Annotated in this window: 26 protein-coding genes and 1 pseudogene; 13 read left to right on the forward strand and 14 right to left on the reverse strand. The window is 65.4% G+C overall.

The window, feature by feature from the left end; all coding sequences use genetic code 11:
• Nucleotides 1-769: 769 nt before the first annotated feature.
• Complete coding sequence (locus tag VGU65_RS06695; RefSeq protein WP_327474000.1) at nt 770-1,141, forward strand: YciI family protein; 372 nt, start codon at nt 770-772, stop codon at nt 1,139-1,141.
• Between the two features lie 41 nt (nt 1,142-1,182).
• Here VGU65_RS06695 and VGU65_RS06700 read toward each other — a convergent pair whose 3' ends face one another.
• A complete protein-coding gene (locus VGU65_RS06700; protein WP_327474002.1) occupies nt 1,183-1,851 on the reverse strand; it encodes a site-specific integrase in 669 nt (222 codons plus the stop codon).
• Between the two features lie 688 nt (nt 1,852-2,539).
• A complete protein-coding gene (locus VGU65_RS06705; protein ID WP_327474003.1) occupies nt 2,540-3,454 on the reverse strand; it encodes a LysR family transcriptional regulator in 915 nt (304 codons plus the stop codon).
• A 121-nt stretch (nt 3,455-3,575) separates the two neighbouring features.
• On the opposite strand from VGU65_RS06705, the gene VGU65_RS06710 reads away from it, so the two are divergent.
• The 6 genes from VGU65_RS06710 to VGU65_RS06735 all read left to right on the forward strand — a co-directional run bounded on the left by VGU65_RS06710 (nt 3,576) and on the right by VGU65_RS06735 (nt 8,780).
• Nucleotides 3,576-4,556 carry an aldo/keto reductase gene (locus VGU65_RS06710; RefSeq protein WP_327474004.1) on the forward strand — a complete coding sequence of 327 codons (981 nt, stop codon included), beginning with the start codon at nt 3,576-3,578 and terminating at the stop codon, nt 4,554-4,556.
• 132 nt (nt 4,557-4,688) lie between these two features.
• Entirely contained in the window at nt 4,689-5,102 is a 414-nt protein-coding gene (locus VGU65_RS06715) for a (R)-mandelonitrile lyase (RefSeq protein ID WP_327474005.1), read from the forward strand.
• Between the two features lie 38 nt (nt 5,103-5,140).
• Nucleotides 5,141-5,995 (forward strand): zinc-binding dehydrogenase, encoded by an 855-nt coding sequence (locus tag VGU65_RS06720; protein WP_327474006.1) that lies wholly within the window; start codon nt 5,141-5,143, stop codon nt 5,993-5,995.
• Nucleotides 5,996-6,141: 146 nt separating this feature from the next.
• Nucleotides 6,142-7,116, forward strand: a complete 975-nt coding sequence (locus VGU65_RS06725; protein ID WP_327474008.1) for a GlxA family transcriptional regulator — start codon at nt 6,142-6,144, stop codon at nt 7,114-7,116.
• Between the two features lie 111 nt (nt 7,117-7,227).
• Nucleotides 7,228-7,812 (forward strand): cytochrome P460 family protein, encoded by a 585-nt coding sequence (locus tag VGU65_RS06730; RefSeq protein ID WP_327474009.1) that lies wholly within the window; start codon nt 7,228-7,230, stop codon nt 7,810-7,812.
• Between the two features lie 206 nt (nt 7,813-8,018).
• Nucleotides 8,019-8,780 (forward strand): COG4705 family protein, encoded by a 762-nt coding sequence (locus tag VGU65_RS06735; RefSeq protein WP_327474010.1) that lies wholly within the window; start codon nt 8,019-8,021, stop codon nt 8,778-8,780.
• A 96-nt stretch (nt 8,781-8,876) separates the two neighbouring features.
• Here VGU65_RS06735 and arsB read toward each other — a convergent pair whose 3' ends face one another.
• The 9 genes and pseudogenes from arsB to VGU65_RS06775 form a co-directional block, all read right to left on the reverse strand.
• Nucleotides 8,877-9,923: an ACR3 family arsenite efflux transporter gene (gene arsB / locus VGU65_RS06740; RefSeq protein ID WP_327474110.1), complete on the reverse strand. Its 1,047-nt coding sequence runs from the start codon at nt 9,921-9,923 to the stop codon at nt 8,877-8,879.
• Between the two features lie 13 nt (nt 9,924-9,936).
• On the reverse strand, nt 9,937-10,455 hold the full coding sequence (locus VGU65_RS06745) for an arsenate reductase ArsC (RefSeq protein ID WP_327474112.1): 519 nt from the start codon (nt 10,453-10,455) through the stop codon (nt 9,937-9,939).
• A gap of 30 nt (nt 10,456-10,485) precedes the next feature.
• A pseudogene (arsN2, locus tag VGU65_RS06750) lies at nt 10,486-10,977 on the reverse strand (arsenic resistance N-acetyltransferase ArsN2); the annotation flags it as partial.
• A complete protein-coding gene (locus tag VGU65_RS06755) occupies nt 10,896-11,384 on the reverse strand; it encodes an ArsI/CadI family heavy metal resistance metalloenzyme (RefSeq protein WP_327474011.1) in 489 nt (162 codons plus the stop codon). The pseudogene arsN2 and the gene VGU65_RS06755, both read right to left, overlap by 82 nt.
• Entirely contained in the window at nt 11,381-11,719 is a 339-nt protein-coding gene (locus tag VGU65_RS06760) for an ArsR/SmtB family transcription factor (RefSeq protein WP_327474012.1), read from the reverse strand. Before VGU65_RS06760 ends, VGU65_RS06755 begins: the two co-directional genes overlap by 4 nt.
• A 217-nt stretch (nt 11,720-11,936) precedes the next feature.
• On the reverse strand, nt 11,937-12,857 hold the full coding sequence (locus VGU65_RS06765; protein WP_327474013.1) for a hypothetical protein: 921 nt from the start codon (nt 12,855-12,857) through the stop codon (nt 11,937-11,939).
• 261 nt (nt 12,858-13,118) lie between these two features.
• The gene (locus VGU65_RS15625; RefSeq protein ID WP_414655801.1) at nt 13,119-13,631 is read right to left on the reverse strand and encodes a DUF2946 domain-containing protein; all 513 of its coding nucleotides are present in this window, start codon (nt 13,629-13,631) and stop codon (nt 13,119-13,121) included.
• Between the two features lie 175 nt (nt 13,632-13,806).
• On the reverse strand, nt 13,807-14,586 hold the full coding sequence (locus VGU65_RS06770) for a TSUP family transporter (RefSeq protein ID WP_327474114.1): 780 nt from the start codon (nt 14,584-14,586) through the stop codon (nt 13,807-13,809).
• A gap of 2 nt (nt 14,587-14,588) precedes the next feature.
• A complete protein-coding gene (locus tag VGU65_RS06775) occupies nt 14,589-14,939 on the reverse strand; it encodes a metalloregulator ArsR/SmtB family transcription factor (protein WP_327474014.1) in 351 nt (116 codons plus the stop codon).
• A gap of 88 nt (nt 14,940-15,027) precedes the next feature.
• On the opposite strand from VGU65_RS06775, the gene VGU65_RS06780 reads away from it, so the two are divergent.
• The 5 genes from VGU65_RS06780 (at nt 15,028) to VGU65_RS06800 (ending at nt 18,579) form a co-directional block, all read left to right on the forward strand.
• Nucleotides 15,028-15,900: an MBL fold metallo-hydrolase gene (locus VGU65_RS06780; RefSeq protein WP_327474015.1), complete on the forward strand. Its 873-nt coding sequence runs from the start codon at nt 15,028-15,030 to the stop codon at nt 15,898-15,900.
• A complete protein-coding gene (locus VGU65_RS06785) occupies nt 15,897-16,316 on the forward strand; it encodes a YeeE/YedE family protein (protein ID WP_327474016.1) in 420 nt (139 codons plus the stop codon). The genes VGU65_RS06780 and VGU65_RS06785 overlap by 4 nt, the downstream gene beginning before the upstream one ends.
• A 2-nt stretch (nt 16,317-16,318) precedes the next feature.
• Complete coding sequence (locus VGU65_RS06790) at nt 16,319-16,735, forward strand: DUF6691 family protein (protein WP_327474017.1); 417 nt, start codon at nt 16,319-16,321, stop codon at nt 16,733-16,735.
• A 105-nt stretch (nt 16,736-16,840) separates the two neighbouring features.
• Entirely contained in the window at nt 16,841-17,836 is a 996-nt protein-coding gene (locus VGU65_RS06795) for a L,D-transpeptidase family protein (RefSeq protein WP_327474018.1), read from the forward strand.
• Nucleotides 17,837-17,892: 56 nt separating this feature from the next.
• Nucleotides 17,893-18,579 (forward strand): murein L,D-transpeptidase catalytic domain family protein, encoded by a 687-nt coding sequence (locus VGU65_RS06800; RefSeq protein ID WP_327474019.1) that lies wholly within the window; start codon nt 17,893-17,895, stop codon nt 18,577-18,579.
• Here the strand turns inward: VGU65_RS06800 and VGU65_RS06805 are convergent.
• The 3 genes from VGU65_RS06805 to VGU65_RS06815 are packed head-to-tail and all read right to left on the reverse strand — an operon-like array spanning nt 18,501 to nt 23,030.
• The gene (locus tag VGU65_RS06805) at nt 18,501-19,760 is read right to left on the reverse strand and encodes an acetate/propionate family kinase (protein ID WP_327474020.1); all 1,260 of its coding nucleotides are present in this window, start codon (nt 19,758-19,760) and stop codon (nt 18,501-18,503) included. The genes VGU65_RS06800 and VGU65_RS06805 overlap by 79 nt on opposite strands.
• A 6-nt stretch (nt 19,761-19,766) precedes the next feature.
• Entirely contained in the window at nt 19,767-22,178 is a 2,412-nt protein-coding gene (locus VGU65_RS06810; RefSeq protein ID WP_327474021.1) for a phosphoketolase family protein, read from the reverse strand.
• 51 nt (nt 22,179-22,229) lie between these two features.
• Nucleotides 22,230-23,030 carry a universal stress protein gene (locus tag VGU65_RS06815; protein ID WP_327474022.1) on the reverse strand — a complete coding sequence of 267 codons (801 nt, stop codon included), beginning with the start codon at nt 23,028-23,030 and terminating at the stop codon, nt 22,230-22,232.
• A gap of 230 nt (nt 23,031-23,260) precedes the next feature.
• Here VGU65_RS06815 and VGU65_RS06820 point away from each other — a divergent pair, with 230 nt between their 5' ends.
• Entirely contained in the window at nt 23,261-24,031 is a 771-nt protein-coding gene (locus tag VGU65_RS06820; RefSeq protein ID WP_327474023.1) for an SDR family NAD(P)-dependent oxidoreductase, read from the forward strand.
• Nucleotides 24,032-24,033 lie beyond the last annotated feature (2 nt).

The raw sequence follows: 24,033 nt of genomic DNA on the forward strand, positions 1-24,033 counted from the left end.
CACGAGCTAGCCGCGCGCGCTCTGCCGGAGAAATAAGTGATCATGGCGCCACCGAACAGCACGGCCGCCGAAATGACCAGGCCAGTTTCGCCCCGGAACATGAGAAGGCATTCGCTCCCGAGGTTGTATGGATGCATTTGGCTAGCCGCCATAGCCTTTCACGCCACGACCGCCTATGCGCAGTCGCCTCCCCCCGAAACCGCGACGCAGCCTTGCGGCAGGGCATGCAAACAACAGAAGCTGGATTCGCTTTTCAGGACCATGGATGAGGCGGAAGCGTCCCACCCGAGGCCAAGCGATACAGCAGACTGCTCTGCGTACGATGGGCACGACTATCCGGATGTCTTTTTGGACGTCTGTGCGAAGCTCAAATACGTTCGATCGCTTCCTCCCGAAGGCACCTCGCGCTTCGTCTGCCCTCGCGACGACGACGCGCTTGTTGGGTTTCCGGCCAAGCGAATTGCCTCAGCATGGGGGGCGCCAGACTTCGTACAAAGCAATCCAACGCCAGGTCATCCATCGAACGACGGACAGTGGACCTACTTTCTGGGAAGGAGCAAACCGGGTGGGTTAGGCGGTGGGTTTGCCGAGGTAACTCTCTACTTGGTTGATGGCACCGTACGAAAAGTCGCCTGCGGATTGGCGAAGTAGGTATCGGCTTTCATCCCTAAGAAGCAACTGGCCGAGACCACTACAAGCTCTCCCGGAGCATTGTCGATTCCCGCCCGCCTGCTTCGTCGTCAGTGCATCCCACCACCAAAGGACGCTTATGAAATACCTCGGCCTGGCCTATTTCACCCCCGAAAAATTCGCCGCGATGGCGCCGGACGACGTCAAGAAATTGGTAAGCCAGTGCCCGGCATTGGACGAGAAGATGCGCGCTACCGGCAAGGTTCTGGTGTCCGCGTCGCTTGGCGACCTGGAGAACTGGAGGACGCTGCGCCCGCGCAACGGCAAGACACATGTCAGCGATGGGCCCTATACCGAATCGAAGGAAGTCGTCGGCGGCCTGTTCATCATCGAGGCGGACAGCCATGAAGAGGCCCTGCGCATCGCGTCCATGCACCCGGCCGCCACGCTGGGCGAAGAAGGCGAATGGGCCGTCGAGCTCATTCCCATGGACTTCTACCTGGCCCGATAAGGGGTTGGGCGCCTTCCTCGAGCAGGCTTCGAGGCCCATTCTCAGCAAAAGCCGTGGTGACTCGTTGCGGCGAGGTCCGCTCCAGGCCGGAAGCGGTCATGCTTCGGCTGCTCGGCTAGCTCGAGCGCGTCATCGACCTCGACGCCCAAGTAGCGGACCGTGCTCTCAAGCTTCGTGTGTCCGAGCAGCAACTGTACCGCGCGCAGGTTCTTTGTCTGCCGGTAGATGAGTGCCACCTTGGTGCGGCGCATGCTGTGCGTGCCGTAGCTGTAGGGGATCCAGGCCGATGGTCCGTACCCGTGCATGGACGATACGAGCGTATTGTCTGGTAGACAGGTGAGAGCCGTGACTATGGCCGCCAGGGAATAGGTAGTCGGCAATACTGAGGCGGGCTGAGTGGATCCATGCCAAAAGGCAGCCCTGGTCTGTTCTGTGATTTCAAACTGCACCGGACGATTGGTCTTCCGCTGAAGGACGATTGCGCGGTTCGACACCGCGGCTCCTTGCGAGACATAGCGGGCGCGCAAGTTGACGAGGTCGCAACTGCGAAGCTTCGAATCGATAGCCACGTTGAACAGCGCTAAGTCGCGGACGGAGCCGGACAATTGAAGTCTCACCCGAATGGCCCAGAGCTCACGAAGCCTAAGGGGTGCTTTCTGCCCGATGAGCTTACCCTTGTTCCGGGGCGCCCTGCATTGAATCGTCTTCATGGTTGAGCCCTCATGCCAAGAGCTCAACCGTGCTTCGACAAGCGTCTAAGACTCGCGACGAGGCCCCTTATTGGCTTCCCGGCAGAGCAAGATATTCACAGCCATCTCGGTGGAGGGTGCATGAGCTGTAAGCCGTCACAGGTGTTCCTCCTACTCACCCTAATGGCGGGACTCCCTTCGTACGTGTCCGCTATGGAGCCGCTTCAGGCGAGTGTCTGTGATATCCAGGCAGAGCCCGGCATGTTTGATGGGAAGGAAGTCGTTGTGCGTGGCCAGGTTTATGCCGGTGTGGATGTAACGAACATCAGCGATCCCCGGTGTCCTGGAGAAGCAGTCCAGCTGACCGTGTCAGATCGCATCTCAAAGCACAGGGACATCCGAAGCTTTGAGCGAGGATTGCGCGTCTACGGAATGCGGGCTGTGGCTACTGTCATCGGTCGGTTCCAGAGGAAGGCTCCAACTCACCCATTCCCAATGCCCGCGATCGACGTGCATGCCGTTCAGGGCGCGATTTTCGAAGCAAAGTGAACCACTGTTCCGCGTCCGCTTTCGACACGAAGCGGACATACCGAGCCGTTTCAACCTGGTCTGTGCGCGAGACTCGACGCTGGCCCATCGCCGTGGCTACTTGGTCGTGTGAATGCACCTAGCGCATCACCAAAGACTCGTGCCCGCTACTCAATGCGATTCAACGAACCGCCAGCGCACCGCCAGAGCGATAGCGAAGCTCATCAACCAGCAACGCAAACGCAGGCGAGGGCTGTCGCCGGCTCGGGTAGTACAGGTGGTAGCCCGGGAATAGCGGACACCAGCCGTCCAGCACTTGGCGCAGGCGCGCGGCCTCGATGTGCGTGCGCACCATGTCCTCGGGTAGATAAGCCAAGCCGAAGCCGGCCAGTGCGGCGACTAGGATGCGTTCAAGGCTATTGAAAGTCAGCCGTCCTTCCACGCGCACGTTGAGCGCATGACCGTCCTTCTCGAACTCCCACGCGTAGAGACCGCCGTGCGTGAGGAAACGTAGATTGATGCAATCGTGGCCGGTCAGATCGCGCGGTGTCGCGATCGGCGGCGTGGCATCCAGGTAGGCCGGCGCTCCCACCACTACAAGCCGCGTGGGCGGGCCGATCGGAACGGCGATCATGTCCTTGGCGATCTGCTCGCCAAGGCGAATACCGGCATCGAAGCGATCAGCCACGATGTCGGTGAGGGTGGAGTCGCTGACCACTTCCACGCGGACATCCGGATAATCCGGCAGGAACCGTTCCAGCGCCGGCCACAGAATGGTGGCGGCGGCGTGCTCGCTACTGGTGAGTCTGATCACCCCGCTTGGCTTGTCGCGCAGCTCGCTCAGGCTGGCGAGCGCGGCATCGATATTCTCGAAGTTGGGAGCAAGCGCTTGCTGGAGCCGCTCGCCGGCCTGGGTGGCCGAGACACTGCGTGTCGTGCGAGTGAGCAGGCGCAGGCCAAGCCGTGCTTCCAGCCCCTGGATCTTGTGGCTGAGTGCGGACTGCGACAAGCCAAGCTGTGCGGCGGCACGCGTGAAACTGCCCTCGCGCGCCACAGTAAGGAATGCCTGAAGATCGTTGTAGTTCTCGCCTGCCATGAGCACATCGAAGCGATTGATCGATGGAGATCATAAGTCCATTCGATATTTCACGGCTTATCAGATAGCTACCTTCGGACCAGACTGACGGGCCTCGGAACCCTCATCTGGAGCTATCCCAATGCAAACACGCACCCTCGGCAAGCTCGGCCCCACCGTTTCCGCTCTGGGTTTCGGCTGCATGGGCCTGAGCTTCGGCTACGGCCCAGGCCTCGATCGGCAGCAGGGCATCGCCCTGATCCGCGAGGCGTTCGAGCAGGGCATTACGTTCTTCGACACGGCCGAAGCCTATGGCGCCCTCAACGAGGAGATGTTGGGCGAGGCGGTAGCGCCCTTCCGCGACCACGTGGTGCTCGCCACCAAGTTTGGGTTCCGGAATGGGGACTCCCAGACCGGCATGGACAGTCGGCCCGAGCGGATCCACGCGGTGGCCGAAAGCTCACTGAAGCGCCTACGTACGGATCGCATCGACGTGTTCTATCAGCATCGGGTGGATCCCGTGGTGCCCATGGAAGACGTGGCCGGCACCGTCAAGGATTTGATCGCCGAAGGCAAGGTCGGGCACTTCGGGCTGTCCGAAGCGGGCGTGGAGTCGATCCGCCGCGCGCATGCGGTGCAGCCGGTAGCCGCGTTGCAGAGCGAGTATTCGCTGTGGTGGCGCGAACCCGAGCAGGCGATCCTGCCGCTTTGCGATGAACTAGGGATCGGCTTCGTTCCGTTCAGTCCGCTGGGCAAGGGCTTTCTCACCGGCAAGATCGACGAGCACACTTCCTTTGCCAAGGACGACTTCCGCAACGTCGTGCCGCGTTTCTCGCCGGAGGCGCGCAAGGCCAACCAGGCGCTGGTCGATCTGCTTGGCCGCATTGCCGGCGAACGGCAGGCCACGCCAGCACAGATCGCACTCGCGTGGCTGCTTGCGCAGAAGCCGTGGATCGTACCGATCCCGGGGACGACCAAGTCGCATCGTCTGCATGAGAACGCCGCCGCCGCGGGCATGGAACTGAGTGGCGATGCCGTGCGGCAGATCGATGCGGCGCTGGCGCACGTCCGTGTGCAAGGTGAGCGCTATCCCGCGGACTTGGCCGCCCGGGCCGGTCGATAGCTCGCGGTATCACCGTCGTGAATGACGAATGCGCCAGCACCTTTTGACGGCAGCAATACGTCAGTTGATCGGTCGCAAGGCTACCGTCTCGCGTCTTTCCACATCCGCTTCTATATCCATTGGAGTGTTCCCATGCAAATCATCCGCAACGGCTCCATGCCCTCCGTGCAGGGCCCGGCCGAGTACTTCACCGGCACCGTGCGCATCGACATGCCATTCAAGGGCCAGGGCGAGGCGCGCGTGGCCGGCGCCACCGTCACCTTCGAGCCCGGCGCGCGCAGCGCCTGGCACACCCATCCGCTCGGCCAGGTCCTGATCGTCACCGCGGGCAAGGGCTGGACGCAGTGCGAAGGCGGCCCGATCGTCGAGATCAATGCGGGCGACATCGTTACGTGCCCGGCCAATCACCGGCACTGGCACGGTGCCACGCCCACCACCGCGATGACCCACATCACCGTGCAGGAGGCGCTGGACGGCAGGGTCGTTGACTGGATGAAGAAGGTGACCGACGAGGAGTACCTCGCCGGCCCAACCGCCGCTGCGTGAGTCACACGCCTTCCACCACTTCCCCCAAGGAGGCCCCCATGGCCGACACCGCACCGAAAACCCAGGGCCCTGTGCGAAACATCAAGGCCGGCGACTTCGTGATCATACCGTTCGCCTCTTCCGACGGCACCTGCGACTTCTGCCACGAAGGGCTGCAGACCGCGTGCGTGCACGGTGGCTTCTTCGGCAACGCCGGCCTCAACGGCGCGCAGGCCGAGGCGCTGCGCATCCCGCTGGCCGACGGCACGCTCTACCCGCTGGCGGCGCCGCAGGACGACGCCTTGACCGCCTCGCTGCTGAGCCTCTCCGACGTGATGGGCACGGGACACCACGCCGCGGTGACCGCACGCGTCGGCCCCGGCAAGCGGGTGGCCGTGGTCGGCGACGGCGCCGTGGGCCTCTGCGGCGTGATTGCCGCCAGGCGGCTGGGTGCGGAGCAGATCGTGATCATGGGCCGCTACCCGGACCGCCTTGCCCTGGCGCGCGAGTTCGGCGCCACTAACGTGGTCAGCGAGCGCGGCGAGGAAGCGATCGAGCGCGTGCGCGAACTCACCGGCGGCTTCGGCGTGCACGCCGTGCTCGAGTGCGTCGGCAGCGACCAGTCAATGGCCACTGCCTTGGGCATCGTGCGCCCCGGCGGCACCATCGGACGCGTCGGCGTGCCGCATTACGAGGTGATTGAGGGCGCGCAGCCGACGTTCTACAAGAACGTGACCGTGAGCGGCGGCCCGGCGCCAGTGCGGGCCTACATCGATGAGCTATTGCCCGACGTGGTGGAGGGGCGCATCCAGCCTGGTCGCGTGTTCGATCGCAACGTCGGTCTGGAAAAAGTGCCCGACGGTTACCGCGCGATGGACGCGCGCGAGTCGATCAAGGTGATGGTGACCCCCTAGTTTGATTAGCCGCATGCGGCTGCTGCCGGTTGACCAGCTAATCGCCGAGATGTCTGCTTCTGGCCGGAAGCGGACTTTAGACACAGGGGACCACCTCCAGCATTCCGGGGAGGCGCGCTGGCGGGACACGATCTACGATGCGAGCGATGAACGTTCCGCCCTCCATCAGGACCATCGGCCTTCTCGCCTACGACGACATGCAGGCGCTCGACCTCGTCGGGCCGCTGGATGTGTTCGGGACGGCCAATTCATTCGGGCGTGGGGTGCCAACGTATCGGCTCTGCGTCATTGGCCCGAGCACGCGCGTCGTGCGTGCGGAGAACGGCCTGGCGGTGATGCCCGAGTACGCGCTGGAAGATGCGCCTCCGCTGGACACGTTGCTGATTCCCGGTGGAGCGGGGGCGCGTCACGGCATGAACTGCGACGCGCGATTGCTGACCTGGCTGCACGAGAGAATCCCGCTCACGCGCCGCGTCGTAGCGGTCTGCACCGGCGTGTATATCCTCGCGGCGACCGGTCTGCTGGAAGGTCGGACGGTGACCACGCACTGGCAGTTCGCGGACGACCTCGCCCGTCGCCATCCCGACCTGCGGCTGGAGCCGGACCGGTTGTTCCTTCGCGACGGGCATTTCGCGACATCCGGTGGATTGACCGCCGGCATGGATCTGGCACTGGCGCTGGTGGAGGAGGACCTCGGCGCACCTGCCGCACTCAGCGTGGCACGCCACCTGGTGATGTATGTCAGACGGCCGGGCAACCAGGCGCAGTTCTCCGTACCGCTGGCCGCACAGGCGCAGGGCAATCTCCGCATGAGTGCGCTGGTGGACTGGCTGATCGCGCACCTCGACGGCCAGCTGAGCATCGAGCGGATGGCCGAACAGGTCGCAATGAGCACACGCCACTTTCGCCGTGTGTTCGCCGAGACCTTCAGCGTGACCCCGGCGCGTTTCGTGGAGCGTCTGCGATTGGAGCAGGCCTGCCTGCGCCTGACCGTAAGCCGCGCGTCGGTAGAGCGCGTCGCCGCTGGCGTGGGCTTCAACAGCGCTGACGCGTTCCGTCGCGCCTTCCGGACGCGCTACGGCGTGACGCCCAACGAGTACCGCGAGCGATTTTCCAGCTGACGTTTGGCCGGAATCGTCGGTACCACGTCCTCTTGGCTGTCCGGCTCGGCACCAAACTGCTCCCACACTTCATTCGGGAGACCCTGCGTGCCGATCCGACCCCGTTACCTGGTGCTTTCCATTGCGCTCGCACCGCCTGTTTTGGCGTTCGCCAGCGACACCGCCGTCAACCATGCCCACCAACCTGCGTACACCCAGGACGGTGAGCTGGTGCTGCCAGCAGATTACCGCGAGTGGGTGTTTCTGAGTTCCGGCCTGGGAATGAGCTATAGCGAGAAGGCGCCGGAAGGCGAGCCGATGTTCGACAACACGTTCGTCGATCCGGAAAGCTACCGCGAGTTCGTCCGGACCGGCACCTGGCCGGACAAGACGCAGATCGTGCTGGAAGTGCGCGGCTCCGCGAGCAGGGGTTCGATCAACCAGCACGGCCACTACCAGAGTGGCGGCGTGCACGGTGTGGAAGTGCATGTAAAGGACTCCGCGCGCTTCAAGGGCGGGTGGGCCTTCTTCGGCTTCGACGGTGGCTCTTCCGCCAAGAAGATCCCCGAAGCCGCGTCGTGCTATTCGTGCCACGCCGCGCACGGTGCGGTGGACACGACCTTCGTGCAGTTTTATCCGACGCTGCTGCCGTTCGCCCAACAGCATGCCACGCTGAGCGCGGCGTTTCTGAAGGAGGAGGAGAAAGCCCTCAAGTAACTGTGCGGAGCCGGTACCGGCGATACCCGACCTTCGGTAGATATCGCCGCCGGAGGCCCGAAGGGAAGGGCGCTGGCTGCCGTGTTTGGCCCCAGGTCCAAACTCAAGGTCCGACGGTACGGCCTAAGTCGAAACGATCCAGCAGTGCTAAGAGCACTCTAAGTCCGCAAGGCTATGTTCCCTCGGGGCATCGACAGGTCTATGGCATGCAACGACAGACGGTTTTGAGCAAGGTACCCGAGGTCACCCTGGGCTTCTGGATCATCAAGATCTTCGCCACGACTTTGGGCGAAACCGGTGGCGACGCGCTATCGATGTCGATGGGCCTGGGCTATCTGGTCAGCACGGGGATTTTCGCGGTCATCTTCGGCGCGGCCGTCGCGGCACAGATCCGCGCCAACAGGTTCCATCCCTTCCTGTATTGGCTCACGGTGATCGCCACCACCACGGTCGGCACCACGATGGCTGACTTTGCCGACCGATCCCTGGGCATCGGCTATGCGGGAGGCGCCACCATCCTGTTGCTGTTGCTGCTCGCTTCGCTGTTCACCTGGTACAGGGCGCTCGGTTCGGTAAACGTGGTGACCGTCACCTCCACCAGGAGCGAGATATTCTACTGGGTGACGATCATGTTCTCGCAGACGCTGGGTACCGCCCTGGGCGACTGGACGGCCGACAGCATGGGTCTGGGCTATCTAGGGAGCGCTGCGATATTCGGTGCTCTCCTCTTGCTCATCGGAGCGATCTACCTGTTCACCCGAACCTCCCGCACCGCGTTGTTCTGGGCGGCGTTCGTCCTCACGCGCCCGTTGGGCGCGGTCGTGGGCGACTTGCTGGACAAGCCGGTCAGCCATGGCGGTTTCGCACTCAGCCGCTACGTCGCCTCGCTCGTATTGCTGGGCCTGATCGTGCTGTGCATTCTGATGTTCCGCCAGCGCCCGGCAGGCATCGAACAGGCGGAACACTGAGGGCCCGTTCGGGGGCTTGGGAGGGGCGCCGCTCCCGGGCCGGGAGCGGGTGCATTCTTCACCGCCATCCAAGGCAGACATCCGCCGCACCTCACCTCACCTTTCCTCAAACGCCGGCCGTTCGCCCCCGGAGTACCACGCGCGGCTGGCATTGACGATCGCCACGACCGATAGCATCACCGGCACCTCGATCAGAACGCCGACCACGGTCGCGAGTGCGGCGCCTGATCGGATGCCGAACAGCCCCACGGCCGTCGCGACGGCCAGCTCGAAGAAGTTGCTGGCGCCAATCAGGGCCGAAGGGCCGGCAACCTCGTGGGCTACGCCCAGCCGTCGGTTGAGCAGGTAGGCCAGGCCCGCATTGAAATAGACCTGGATCAGGATCGGCACGGCCAAGGTGGCAATGACCAGCGGCTGCCCGATGATCTGCCGCCCCTGGAAACCGAACAGGAGGACGAGCATCGCGAGCAGTGCGACGAGCGAGAGGGGCGAGAGCCTGGCCAACACCGCATCCAGCCGCGATCTACCGCCATGGGCGAGAAACCAGCGGCGCAGGACGACCGCGACAGCCACTGGCACCAGGATGTACAGGCACACCGAGAGCGCCAGCGTGGCCCAGGGCACGGTGATCGACGACAAACCCAGCAGCAACGCGACCAGCGGGGCGAAGGCGACCACCATGATGGCGTCGTTGAGCGCGACCTGGCTGAGGGTGAAGTTGGCGTTGCCCCGGCAGAGGTGGCTCCAGACGAAGACCATCGCCGTGCAGGGCGCGCCGGCCAGCAGGATCAATCCGGCCATGTAGGAACCGACCTGCTCGGCCGGAAGCCACCCGACGAATACGTGCTTGAGGAAGATCCATCCGAGCAGCGCCATCGAGAACGGCTTGATCGCCCAGTTGATGAACAGGGTCACGCCGATGCCGCGCCAGTGCTGGCCGATCTGGCGCATGGAGCCGAAGTCGACCTTGAGCAGCATGGGGATGATCATCACCCAGATCAGCAGCGCGACCGGCAAGTTGATCCTCGCCACTTCCATGGCACCCAGCCGGGTGAAGGCAGCCGGGAAGGCATGTCCCAATGCCGTACCGGCGATCATGCACAGAACCACCCACGCGGTGAGGTAGCGCTCGAACAGGCCCATGCGGGGTGCGGCGTCAGCCATGGGCGGCCACCCCGTCTTCGGGTTGCAGGTATCCGATCCGATCCAGCGCCTGCTTGAGCGGGATGCGGTCGTCCCACATCTCCGCCGGCAGAGCCAGGAGCGCCCGCAATCGCGCCTTGATCGTTCGATGGGCCTGGCGGAAGGCCTCGCGCTTGTCCTCCTCGGAGCCATCCACTGCCGCCGGATCGGGCAGGCCCCAGTGGGTACGCACGAAGTCGCCGAGCACGACTGGGCAAACTTCAGCCGCTGCCGAGTCACAGACGGTCACGACCAAGTCCATAGGCGCTTTACCGTCTGCAGCGAACTCATCCCAGGACTTGCTGTGCAGGGCTGCGGTCGCAATGCCCTCGGCGGCCAGCTGATCCAGGGCGTAGGGGTTGATCTTGCCGGTGGGCTGGCTCCCGGCGCTGAACACCTCGAAGCGTTGGCCGGCCCAGGCACGCAGCGTGGCTTCGGCCAGAACGCTGCGCGCCGAATTGCCCGTGCACAGGAACAGGACGCGCTTCCTCACGTCGTGGCTGTCCAGCGCTTTCGTCATGCAGGCGGCCGATGCCAGGCAGATCGAGCGGAATTCGGCGCTATCGCGCACGGCGGCGGGCACCGACTCTCTGGCCGTCAGGGCATAACCGCGGCGGGCAAAGAAGGGTGCTGCTGCCGTTAGAGTGAGCAGCACCAGCTGGTGCAAACCCCGCTCGCGGGCGAGGGACTCCGCGCCGTGCACCAGGGCGCCGCCGAGGCCTGAGCCACACTGATCTCGAGCGACGGCCAACGAGCGGAGCAGCCCGGTGTCGCCAAAACAATCGAGCCCTACCACGCCAAGCACATGCTCGCCCTCGACCGCGACGATGAACTCGACGGCGGCGGTGGCCAGGTCGTCGACGGGGAGTTGGTTATCGGACAGCAGCGTCCGGATTTGCCGATGCTCCGATGGCAACGCGGGGCGCAGGTTCATCAGCAGCAAACCGATTCGGGAGCACAGCAGGCGCTGCCTTTCTGCACCCTCGGGTTTACTTGCCGTACGTCGGGCGTGCATGCGGCCCCGTCGCTCGCGCACGCATGGTCGCCCGCGTAGTAGGTCGTGGCGTCGCCGAAGGTATGGAAGGTTTCCCAGCGAGTGCCTTGCGGGTCTTCGGTCCAGTATTTGTCGGACCTGGCATAGCAGCAGACGGTGGCCTCTTCGGGCACCACGGAGCCGCCGGCGGCGTCCAGGCGTCGCCCCAGATCACCCAGCGCACCGGCATCGGCCGCCTGTATGCCCAAGTGATCGACGCCGGGCGCGCGGCCTGTATTGGAGATCGCGAAGTTCACGCGGGGGTCGTCAAGCATCCACTTGGCGTAGTCCGCTTTCTGGACAGTCGGCGGCGCGGCGAACAGGTGGGTGTAAAAGCGGATGCTGGCTTCGAGGTCGGCCACATTCAGATGCACGTGGAAGCGGTTCATCGGGACGTCTTCCTTTGGGGGGTACAGGGCTGATTCGGCGCGCAGCTGGCGACTCCGTTGCAGCAGTTCTCGGTGAGGTACTCGATCAGGCCATTCATCTGCGGGTAGCTGGCGCGCACGCGGATCACCCTGCCTTCGCGCTGGTCATGGACCAAAGCCGCGGCGCGAAGGATGTTCAGATGTGCGGTCAATGTGGCGGCGGGGATATCGAGACGCTCGCGAAGCTCGCCCACGGGCAGGCCCTCGGGGCCCGCCTGTACGAGGATGCGAAAGGCGGCCAAGCGAGAATCATGACTAAGCGCGGTAAGCGACTTAAGGGCAGTCTCTGTTTCCATATTTCCATAATACTGGAAATATCGGACTGGCCAACTGCCGAGTCGGCCGTGGCGCTGATCATCTGAGAAAAGAGTGGTTCGCTTGACGCCGCAGTTGGCTCCCTTTCATCAGGGCAGCTTGCGGCGACGTGCAACTGGACGGGAAAAGCGCCGACCCGTAAGACCTAGCGGTAGGCCGCTTCCAACCCGTAGCCGACTTCTCCCGGACGGGGCGTCGCTACGGGCGATAGAGCAGTCCTAGAGACCAGAGGCGGCGTGGCTCCAGTTGCAGGCCAATGACGTGCTGCCACACGGGGAACTGCACGAAGGCGAATGCATCCAGGCGACGCGAGAGCTTCATGCTGATGCCCGGACTCAGGTAAGCGAACGTCGCGCCACTGTTTTTGCGGTCGGCCAGTGCTCCGCTTTCCCGTTGTTCGCTATGAAGGTTGAGCTGCATCTGCGGCGTCACGCGACCCATGCCCAGATAGCGCACGCCGAAGTTCACGTTGATCGAGTTGCCGGGCCGAAAGTGGTCGCGTGCATCGAGTGCAATCTGCGCCATGGCCTGCCCGAAGTAGCTGACTTGCGCGCTCAGGTAGCCGAATTTGTAGACACCCAGCAGCGCGTCGGTCGTGCCGGTTCCCAACTGCAGGCCGCGATCCAGCAGCGCGCCGGTCTGGGGGCCTTCGATGAAGGTCTGCTTGAAGCTTCCGGTGGGCAACTTGATACCGAACTGCAGGCCCAAGCCCGCATCGGGGCTCAGTCCCTGGTAGCGAGCGACCACCCGCAGGTCGCCGATGCCCCGCGTATCGGAGGTGGAAAGCGCGGTGTCGCCCTCGGCCGTAGTCTGGTGGTAGCGATCCATGTAGGGCAGCTGCACGCTGAGCCCCCAGTAGCGCGAGAAGTTGTAGTCCGCACCAAGCAGCGTGTTCCGGTTGATCGTGACGCGCTGCACCTCCTGCTCGGTCGGATAAGTGAAGGCATCCCGGGGGGCCGCATCGCTTCCGCTTCGCAGCTGCGACTGGTTGAAGTAGTCCTGGCGGATGCTCAGGTGCAACCCTGACGTGGTCGCGTAGCCCTGGCTGGACCAGTCGGAGTTGAGCGAACAGCCGCACGTGGAGCAGGCGCTTGCGATGCCCGGGACAAGCGCGAGCATCGATGCCAATGAAACGGCCATGCGTCGGCGAGCAGCGGTGCCGCGAGGCGAGGGAGAAGCGATGAAAGTGTTCAAGGGATGGCCCCATTGGAAGATGAGATCGGAGCGTCGCGACGGTCATGTCGGTTAGACAGACCGGACGCGTGCCCGTTGCGGCATGACTGGAATGCCTGCCCACTCCGGCGTCCGTTCTCGCCATGGGCGTGGCGTTACCGAGGGCTGGCAACCCGGCCCGACGCGACCTGCTGCCGCGTCGTTGGCTCAGGCGTTGGTCGACTCGGGCGGCCCGCGGGGTGTTGGGGCAAGCGGGGAATGGCGCCCAATGTGCGATTCGTTCGGGACGCTGGCGGGCAGGTTGGTGCTGTGGGGAAGCAGCGCTGGGACCCAGGCCGCGGTGCCAAGAGCTGGGCTGTGCCCGAGAAGCGTGCAATAGCCACACTTGTCGGGAGCGGGGAGGTGCGGGTGTGGCGTGGGTTGCCCGGTAGCGTGTTCCGTGAGCCCGGAGCACGCCATGCCCGACATGGCGGCGCCGCTTAGAGAGGGCAATACGCGGGAAATGACCGGCGAGAAAAGTGTCAGCCAGACGGCGGTGAAGGCCAGCCAGGCAACCACGCGGCGATGTGCACCCGAACGTCCCAACTCGCGCCTCCAAGCCGGGAGGCCGGCTCTTGGGCTCAAATCATCGTAGCAAACCCCGTCCAAGGCACGTGACAAAGTGCCGCGCGGGTGAAGCCCTATCGAAAGCCCTGTCACCCGATCGTTCAGACCCGCCACCGCAACGCTCAATCTGGCGTGGCAGCAAGATCTGCCGAGCGAATCGTCCGAACGTACGTGACGCGCGTTCTGTCACGAATGTCTGTGAATCCACGACCCCAGGCGGACATCGCCCACTTTGGGTGCGCACATCCGATCAACCTGCGCACTGCCGATCAACCGCGGAAGTGATGTTTCAGATCAGGCCGAGTTCGCCCGCTGTGCGGTACAGCATGTAGACCGCGACGACGACGATCAGTCCGGCGAGCACCATGTTTAGCGCCCCCTTGCGGTCGGCCAGGCGTGTCGCGAGTCGCGTGCCGAACAGGCTGCCGATCGCGCCGCCTCCGATGAACACCGCGGCCAGCTCCCAGCTGATCAGCCCGCTCGTCGCGTAGCTCAGGGCCGTCGTCAACCCGAACGCGGTGACCGCGACGAGCGACGAACCGACCGCAAACAAGATCGGCATGCCGGTCGACGCGATGAGCCCGGGCACCACGAGAAAACCGCCGCCGATGCCGAAGAAGCCCGAGAGCAGGCCAGTGGCCGCTCCTGAGCCCAGCAGCTTGGGCGCGTTGCCGCGATTGAGCACGACCGCGGGATCGCCTTCGCGGCCGCGGGAGCGGAACATCAGGCCGGCGACGATGAGCATCAGCAGCGCGAACAGCGCCAGCAGCTTCTGCCCGTCCATCGCCTTGCCGAGCATGGCGCCGAACCAGGCGCCTACGACGCCAGCCGTGGCGAAGGTGGCGGCGCAGCGCCACTTCACGTTGCGCTTGCGGGCATGCGTCGCGAGGCCGATGAGGGCGTTGGCGGCGACCGCGAACGCGCTGGTGCCGATCGCGATGTGCGGGTCGTGCACACCGACCAGATACACCATCAGCGGAACGGCGAGGATCGAGCCGCCACCGCCCACCAGCCCGAGCGTGAAACCGACCGCGCCGCCCGCCAGCGCACCTAGCAGTATCTGCAACAGGGTCATCGGCTCACCTCCTGGCTGCCGCAGTAGGCGGCGTACAGGGCGTCGAGCACGCTCGCGGCCGGTCCTTCGGCGAGCGAGTAGAAGATCGTCTGCGCCTCGCGCCGCGTTTCCACCAGCGCCATGTCGCGCAGCACGGCGAGGTGCTGCGACAGCGCCGACATGCTCAGGCCGGTGATCGGCAGCAGCTCGCCTACCGACGCTTCGCCATCCACCAGCTGGCACAACACCAGCAGCCGTGCCGGGTGGGAGAGCGCCTTGAGCAGCGCCGCCGCTTCATCGGCATGACGCGACATTTCCTCGGGCGAGGGGAGCATGCGGGCGCTGGACTTTTTCGCTGAACGAGCCATGGTAGCCATACTTTAGCTGTCGCTTGACAAGGGCTGGGGCACGAAAGTAATTTAGATTTATCTAAATTGTCAACCGAGGGTCGTCACCATGCATCCGAACGTCGAAAGCTTCTACGACCAAGCTACGTCCACGTTCACCCATGTCGTCTACGACGGGGATGGCGGCCATGCCGCCATCGTCGACCCGGTCCTCGGTTTCGACCCCTCTACCGCGCGCACGTCCGCCGCTCCGGCCGACCGCGTGCTCGCCTTTGTGCACCAGCATCGCCTCATCGTCGACTGGATCCTCGAGACGCACGCGCATGCGGACCACCTCACGGCCGCGGCCTACCTAAAGGGCAAGACCGGCGGCAAGGTCGCGATCGGAGGCGGCATCACCCAAGTGCAGGAGCGGTTCAAGATCCTGTTCGGCCTGGAGCCCGACTTTCCCGCGGACGGCAGCCAGTTCGATCGCTTGTTTGCCGATGGCGACACGTTCGCGTTTGGTGCGCTCGAAGCGCGCGTGATCGCCACACCGGGCCATACCGACGACAGCCTGACCTACGTGATCGGCGACGCGGCCTTCGTCGGCGACACCGTGTTCGCGCCTGACACCGGAACCGCGCGTGCGGATTTTCCGGGCGGCGACGCGCGCAAGCTTTACCGCTCGATCCGCCGGCTGTTCGAACTGCCGCCACAGACTCGGCTGTTCCTTTGCCACGACTATCCGCCAGCCGAGCGCGCCGCATGCTCGCAGAGCCCGCTCGACGAACAGCGCGAGCACAACGTGCACGTCGGACGCGATGCCGACGAAGACACGTTCGTGACGATGCGCACCGCGCGGGATGCCACCCTCGCCGCACCCAGGCTCATCCTGCCCGCGCTGCAGGTCAATATCCGCGCCGGCGAGCTGCCGCCGCCGGACCCCAACGGCATTCGCTACCTGCGCCTGCCGCTTGACCAGATAGGAGGTGCGAAGTGAGTTCGACCTGGCTACTGGCGTTGGCTGGCGGCGTGCTGATCGGTCTGGCGGCGACGCTGTTGCTCTGGCTCAACGGGCGCGTCGCCGGCATCAGCGGCATCCTCAATGGCGTGCTCTTTCCGCATAGCCGCGACGTCGCCTGGCGCGGAGCGTTCCTGCTGGGACTGATCGCGGCCGCAGGAATCTACATGGCGTTCGTACCTCGTGCACCGCAGCCGCGGGCGGACTTCCCGCGCGCGGGTCTGGTCGTCGCCGGCCTGCTGGTGGGTTTCGGCACGCGCATGGGCAACGGCTGCACTAGCGGACACGGCGTCTGCGGCATCGGCCGGCTGTCGGTGCGTTCGCTCATCGCCGTCTGCACGTTCATGGCCACCGCGGTCGCGACCACCTTCGCCGTGCGCCATCTCTGGAGTTGACCATGAAAAGACTTTCAATCGCCGCGCTCGCGTCCGGGGCCATGTTCGGCATCGGGCTCGCGATGTCGGGCATGACCGACCCCCGTCGGGTGCTCGGGTTCCTCGACATCTTCGGCCAATTCGATCCAACGCTGATGTTCGTGCTCGGCGGCGCGGTCGCCACGACGATGCTGCTGTTCCGCTTCGTGCTTCGTCGCGGCAGCCCGGTGCTCGCTGCCAGCTTCCAGCTTTCGAACCTGAAGCACGTGGACCGCCGGCTGCTCGGCGGCGCCGCGATCTTCGGCGTAGGCTGGGGCATCGCCGGTTATTGTCCGGGCCCTGCATTGGCAGGGCTGGGAATTCGTTCCCCGGAGGCGTTGTGGTTCGTACCTGCGCTAATCGCCGGATCGCTGCTCCACCGCCTGGTTCATCGCACTTAGAGGAACGGGTTGCCTACCAACTGAAGTCACCTGTTCGCGATCCGGCGTCTCCGCCTTTGAGCAGCACATCGCTCTGGAGTCCAGTCCCCCCAAAGGAGATCGCTCGTGAACCCTATCGGCAGTGTTCCAAGGTGCGGGCGCGGCTTGACGGTGTGCGCCGCCTGGCTCGTGCTGCTCTTGAGCCTGCTCGCGTTCATGGCGCAATCGACGCCAAGCGTACCCAGGGGCAGTGCGTTCTGGCGGCCCGAGCTGGCACCGAACGGCCCGATGGTGATCGTGGTCAGCCTCGACGAACAGCGCATCTATGTTTACCGCAATGGGGTGGCCATTGGCGCCAGCCGCATCAGTTCCGGGCGTATCGGCTATGAAACACCGACCGGCGTCTACACGATCCTTCAAAAGGAACGCGAGCATCGATCGAACCTCTACGATGACGCGCCCATGCCTTTCATGCAGCGGCTTACCTGGGATGGCCTAGCGCTGCATGCAGGTGTACTGCCAGGCCATCCGGCCTCCCACGGTTGCATCCGCTTGCCGCAGACGTTCGCCGAGCGGCTGTTCCAGGCAAGTGCCCGCGGCACCATCGTGGTGGTGGCCGATCAACACGTAGCGCCTCCGCAGATCAATCACCCGGCGGCGATCGCCCCGCTCGGAACGGAGGGCGCCGATCAGGCGACCGGGCCGCAAGTACCCTGGCCGGTGGATGATGGTGGGCCGGTGAGCGTGGTGGCGAGCGTCCATGATCATGCGCTGTATGTCCTGCAATCGGGCCGGCTGATCGCGAGCAGTCCGATGAGCGTGCCAGCGGGTTTCTCCACCGGCGGCATGCTGCTGTACGTGCGCCGGACCGGACTCCTTGCGGGCACGGAGGAGCAGGGCAGCGGACTGTGGTCGGCCTACCGGATTCTCGGCAAGGGGCCGGCGCCCGCGCCGCGCGAGCTGGCCCGTTCGCTCAAGGTGCCGGACGCGTTCGGCGCGCGGTTGCGCCAGCGCATCAGTGTCGGCGCCACGGTGCTGGTCACCGACCTGCCGGCCCGGGGCGGCCAGCCGGTACCTTATGGCACGTTGCTGGAGGCGCTGGAGACGTCCCCGTCGAAATAGCGATTAATTAAGGGCACTTAGGGCATCTTGGACATCTTTGGTCCCCGCGTCAGCCGATGTCCTCGCCGTTTCGATACCTCCTTGCCCTTGTATTGCTCCCGCCAGCCGCTGCCGCGAGCGGGGTCACCTCCGCCCAGCTCGCCGAGACCCTGAGCAGGGCGGCCCCGGCAGCCAACCCGAAGGTCCTGGCCCTGGCCACCCAGGCGCTCACCTGCGTGCAGCGGAGCATGCCTGCGCAGACTCTCAGCGTGATCGACTATTCGATGCCATCCACCACGCAGCGGCTGTGGGTGTTCGAACTGGGGTCGAAGCCTCGCCTGTTGTTCCACGAGTGGGTCGCGCACGGGCGCAACAGCGGCGACAACCTGGCCAACCGGTTCTCCAACCAGCCCGGCAGCCTGATGTCGAGCCTGGGCACCTTCGTGACCGACGGCACGTATACCGGCCACAACGGTTATTCGTTGCGACTGAAGGGCATCGACGGGCATTTCAACGATCAGGCCGAAAGCCGCGCGATCGTGATCCACGGCGCCAGCTACGTAAGCGAGGCGTTCGCCCGCAGCCAGGGCAGGCTGGGGCGCAGCTGGGGCTGCCCGGCCGTACGGACGGGCGTTGCGCACAAGCTGATCGACGCCATCGCCGATCACTCGGTAGTGTTCGCCTACTACCCCGATCCGGGCTGGCTGCAGGGTTCGCGCCTGCTGGGCGGGTGTGGCGGCAATGAGGTGTCGTCCTCTCGCTGAGCCTCCCCATCGCGCAGCACGTCGTGCACGCAACGGCAGATCTGCCGCTCTTCCTCGGAGGGCATCACCCGCACCTCGCAGGTGGCGCCATCCATGCCGATCCGGGGGCCGCCGCTCCGGTTGCGCGCGGGGTCCAGCCGGATGCCCGCCCACGCCAGTCCAACGCAGATGTCGGCGCGCGCCTGTGCGTCGTGCTCGCCGATGCCCCCGGTGAAAACGAGCGCGTCGATGCCTTCCAGCACGGCGGCCATCGCCGCGATCTGCTTGCGCACGGAGAGCACGAACATGGCGATCGCGAGCCGCGCGGACGGCTCGGTGCGCTCGACCTTGCGTAGCTGGCGCAGGTCGCCGCTGATGCCCGACACACCGAGCAGGCCGGAGCGGTGATCGACCAGGCGCTCGAGCGCACGCGCATCCATGCCCTTTTCGCGGGCGAGCCAGGCCAGCACGCCCGGGTCGAGGTCGCCGCTGCGCGTGGCCATCATCACGCCACCGCTCGGGGTCATGCCCATGCTGGTATCGACGGATCGGCCCCCGCGCACCGCCGTGATACTGGCGCCGCTGCCCAGATGGGCGATCACCAGCCGCGCAGGCGCCCGCGGCCATTGCGCCAGGATCGATGCGCAGGACAGGCCGTGGAAACCGTAGCGTCGCACCCCCGCCGCCTGCAGCGAGCGGTCCAGCGGCAGGGTGTACGCCTGCTCCGGCAGGTGAGCGTGGAAGGCGGTATCCAGGCAGGCTATCTGCGGCAATGCGGGGAACCGCGCCTGCGCCACCCTCACCACGGCGAGCGCCGCCGGGACGTGCAGTGGCGCGAACGTACCGGCGGCCTCCAGTTGCGCCATCACCGTGGCGTCGATTCGCGCATGCGCGCGCAGCTGCGCACCGCCGTGCACGATCCGGTGGCCGATGGCGTCCGCAGCAGGCACGTCCATGCCGGCGAGCAGGCGGGCAATGCGCGAAAAGGCCTGGACGCCGTCGGCCATCGGTACGGTCTCTTCGTGCAGCACGTCGCCACCGTGCCCGTCGCGCACGCGCAGCAGTCCGGCGGAGCTGCCGATCGCCTGCGCATCGCCTGTGGCTCGCGGCGTCACCTTGCCGTCGCGGACGCCGAACAGGCCGAACTTCAGCGATGAGGAACCGCTGTTGATCGCCAGCACGTGGAAACCCGACCTGCCCACCGGCCCTCACCCTCCTGCCGTCCAGCGCCACTGCGCAACTTCCGGCATGTCCTCGCCGTGTTCGCTGATGTACAGGCGATGGCGTTCCATCGTCGTCCAGTAGCGGTCGATTGCACTGGACCTGAGCTGATGCAGGCGCGGCACGCGAAGAATGGCGTCCAGCGCAAGCTGGAAACGGTCGAGATTGTTCATGACCGTCATGTCGAACGGCGTGGTCGTGGTGCCTTCTTCCTTGTAGCCGCGCACGTGGAAGTTGTCGTGGTTGTGGCGCCGGTAGGTCAGACGGTGTATCAGACCGGGGTAACCGTGAAACGCGAATATCACCGGCTTGCAGTCGGTGAACAGTTCATCGAAATCCAGATCGCTCAGCGCGTGCGGATGCTCGCCGGGCGGCTGCAGCACCATCAGGTCGACCACGTTGACGACGCGAACGCGAAGATCCGGGGCGTACTCGCGCAGCAGCGTCACCGCGGCGAGCGTTTCCAGCGTCGGCACGTCGCCCGCACAGGCCATCACCACATCGGGTTCGCGGCCCTGGTCGGTGCTCGCCCATTCCCATATTCCCGCACCGGCACTGCAATGCCGCGAGGCCGCGTCGATGTCCAGCCACTGCCAGGCCGGCTGCTTGCCGGCGACGATGACGTTGACGTAGTTGCGGCTGCGCAGGCAGTGGTCGGCCACCGAAAGCAGGCAGTTGGCGTCCGGCGGCAGGTAGATGCGCACCACGTCGGCTTTCTTGTTGGCGACGTGGTCGAGGAAGCCGGGGTCCTGATGCGAGAAGCCGTTGTGGTCCTGGCGCCACACATGGGAGCTCAGCAGGTAGTTGAGCGAAGCGATCGGCGCGCGCCACGGAATGGCCTTCGCAGTCTTCAGCCACTTCGCGTGCTGGTTGAACATCGAATCGATGATGTGGATGAAGGCCTCGTAGCACGAGAACAGGCCGTGCCGCCCGGTCAACAGATAGCCCTCGAGCCAGCCCTGGCAAAGGTGCTCGCTCAGCACCTCCATCACGCGGCCCTGCGGCGCCAGGTGTTCGTCGACCGGTTCGATGGCGGCCATCCATGCCTTGGCGGTCACCTCGAACACATCCTGCAGCCGGTTCGAAGCCGTTTCATCGGGACCGAACAGTCGGAAGTTTCCTGCCCCGGCATTGATTCTCATGACCTCGCGCAGGTAGCGGCCGAGCACGCGGGTGGACTCGCCCTCCACACCACCGGGTGCGGCCAGCTCTACCGCATGATCGCGGAAGTGGGGCAGGTTCAGCGGCTGTAGCAGCATGCCGCCGTTGGCGTGCGGGTTGGCGCTCATGCGCCGGTGTCCGGTAGGTGCGAGCTCGGCCAGCTCCGGACGCAGCCGGCCGTCCGCGTCGAACAATTCATGCGGGCGGTAACTCATCAGCCAGTCTTCGAGCAGCCTGACGTGAGCGGGGTTGTCGAAGTCCTTGAGCGGTACCTGGTGGGCTCGCCAGGTACCCTCCACGGGCAGGCCGTCGACCACTTTCGGCCCGGTCCAGCCTTTGGGCGTGCGGAACACGATCATGGGCCAGCGCGGCCGCGCGGGTGCCTGGCCATCAGCCGCGTGGCGGGCGCTGCGCTGGATGTCGTGGATGCGTGCCAGCGCGGCGTCCAGCGTGGCGGCAAGCTGCCGATGCACCAGCGCGGGATCATCCCCTTGGACGAATAGGGGCTCGTACCCGTAGCCGCGAAAAAGGTCGGCCAGTTCCTCCACGGTGATCCTGGCGAGCAACGTGGGGTTGGCGATCTTGTAGCCATTGAGGTGCAGGATCGGAAGCACTGCTCCGTCCCGCGCTGGGTCCAGGAACTTGTTGGAGTGCCAACTGGTGGCGAGCGCGCCGGTTTCCGCCTCACCGTCGCCCACGATGCAGGCGACCACCAGGTCCGGGTTGTCGAACGCCGCGCCGTAGGCATGGGCCAGCGAATAGCCCAGCTCGCCGCCCTCGTGGATCGAGCCGGGCGTTTCCGGCGCAACGTGGCTGGGTATGCCGTAGGGCCAGGAGAACTGGCGGAACAATCGGCGCATGCCGTTCACGTCGCGCTCGATATGGGAGTACACCTCGGTGTAGGTACCCTCCAGATAGGCTTGCGCGACCAGACCCGGGCCGCCGTGCCCTGGGCCGATCACATAGATCATGTCCAGGTCGTGTGCCTTGATCAGCCGGTTCAGGTGCACGTAGATGAAGTTGAGGCCCGTGGTCGTGCCCCAGTGACCCAGCAGGCGCGGCTTGATGTGGCTGCGTTCGAGCGGAACCTTCAGCAGCGGATTGTCCTGCAGGTAGATCTGGCCGACGGTCAGGTAGTTCGCCGCGCGCCAGTACGCATCCATGCGCCGGAGCAGGTCATCGGAAAGGGGCGTGGACGTGGTCTGTTCGGGGACTTGCGCCGGGACGTCGGTAAACATGGGTCTGGCTCCGCTTGGATGAAGCTTTTCCGGGTGCGTAGGGGAGTGGTGTCAGTGCGCGAGCAGCAACGGCAGATGCGTGTGCGAAAGCACGTGGTGCGTCGCGCCGCCGAGTACCAGTTCGCTGATCCGCGGGCGACCCCAGGCGCCCATGACCAGCAGATCCGCCTGCATGGCATCGGCTTCGCGCAGCAAGTGCGCGCCGGTGTCGTCTCCGGGGTCGAACGAGCGGCGCTGCCGTACCGTCACGCCCTGGCGTGCCAGCCACTCGCCTACGGCAAGTGTGGGTGGACCGAAACCCGGCAGGGTTTCGTGCCATCCGTCCAGCAGGTGGATTTCCTCCGCCTTGCGCAGCAAGGGCAAGGCGGCGCGAATGGCTTTGGTGGATTCTCCCGACCCGTTCCATGCCACCAGCACCCGTTCGGGAGCGCTTCGCACCTCATAGGTCTCCGGCACCAGCAGCACCGGAGCGCCCCCGGCGAAGAGGGTGCGGGTGATGTTGTCCCAGCCGACCGGCAGGTCATGCCGGCCGGGCGCGCTGCCGACGAGCAGGTCGGCCATGCGCGAGCGCGCCGCGAGCACTGGGACGTACGGCCCGCGAAAGACCTCCCAACTGCCTTCCACGTTCCACCGCCGGCGGAGCTCGCTCCACCAGGGTGCGCAGTCGCGCGCCGTCTGCTCCTCGGCTTCCAGGACCGCCAGTGCATCGGGGATCGCCGTCACCGAAGGGATCTGCGGGACGATGTGGACGCCCGCCACGAAGGCCTGCTGCTGTTGCGCAATCGCGAGGCCGAGCTGGACGGCGGCGGTGTCCTCCCGCATTTGTCCGACATTGATGATCATCTCGTACATGGCGCTTCTCCCGACGAGGCTTTCATCCTCGTTCGGTAACTGGGAGCGTCCTTTGATCAGGATCAACACAGGCCGCGGACCTGCGGCGTGACGAGCGATCCGGATCGGCGCCGGTCGGTTTGGATCGCGCTCGGCCTGCGTTGGGCAGCCGCGGGATTGACCAGGGTCAAGTCGCCTGGCGACCAGCCGCCTAGTCTGGCCGCGTCCGATCGACCAGCGCGGAGAACGCCATGAACAGGCTCCAGGACAAAGTCGCCATCGTGACTGGCGGCGCGGTGGGGATAGGTGCCGCGTGCGCACGGCGCATGGCCGCTGAGGGCGCCAAGGTGGCGATCCTCGATCGAATGACCGATTCAGGCCGTGAACTGGCGGGAGAACTGGTCGGGCTCGGCTACCAGGCGCGCTACCTTCATGCCGACGTCGCGTCGGAGACCGGGGTGGCCCATGCCATCGACGAAGTCGCCAGCCTTTTCGGCCGTCTGGACGTCCTCGTCAACAACGCCGGCATTGCCGGCCCGGACAAGCCCACCCACGAGTTGACCGAAGAAGAGTGGGACCGCGTGCAGGCGATCAACGTCAAGGGCGTGTTCTTCTGCACGAAGCACGCGATCCCCCACATGCGCCGGGCGGGCGGCGGCAGCATCGTCAACCTGTCCTCGATCTACGGCCTGGTCGGCGCCGCCGACGTGCCGCCTTATCACGCATCCAAGGGTGCCGTGCGGCTGATGAGCAAGACCGATGCGCTGCTGTATGCGCGCGACGGCATCCGGGTCAACTCGGTGCACCCGGGCTTCATCTGGACGCCCATGGTGCATGGCTTCCTTTCCGGCCACGGTGGCGACCTCGACGAGCAGCGGCGGCAGGTCGGCGCGCTGCATCCGCTGGGGCACATGGGCGAGCCCGACGACATCGCGTGGGGCGTGGTCTACCTCGCCAGCGACGAGGCCAGGTTCGTCACCGGCAGCGAACTGGTCATCGATGGCGGCTACACCTGCCGCTGAAG

The organism is Frateuria sp., from assembly GCF_035943815.1.
Classification (GTDB): domain Bacteria; phylum Pseudomonadota; class Gammaproteobacteria; order Xanthomonadales; family Rhodanobacteraceae; genus Frateuria_A.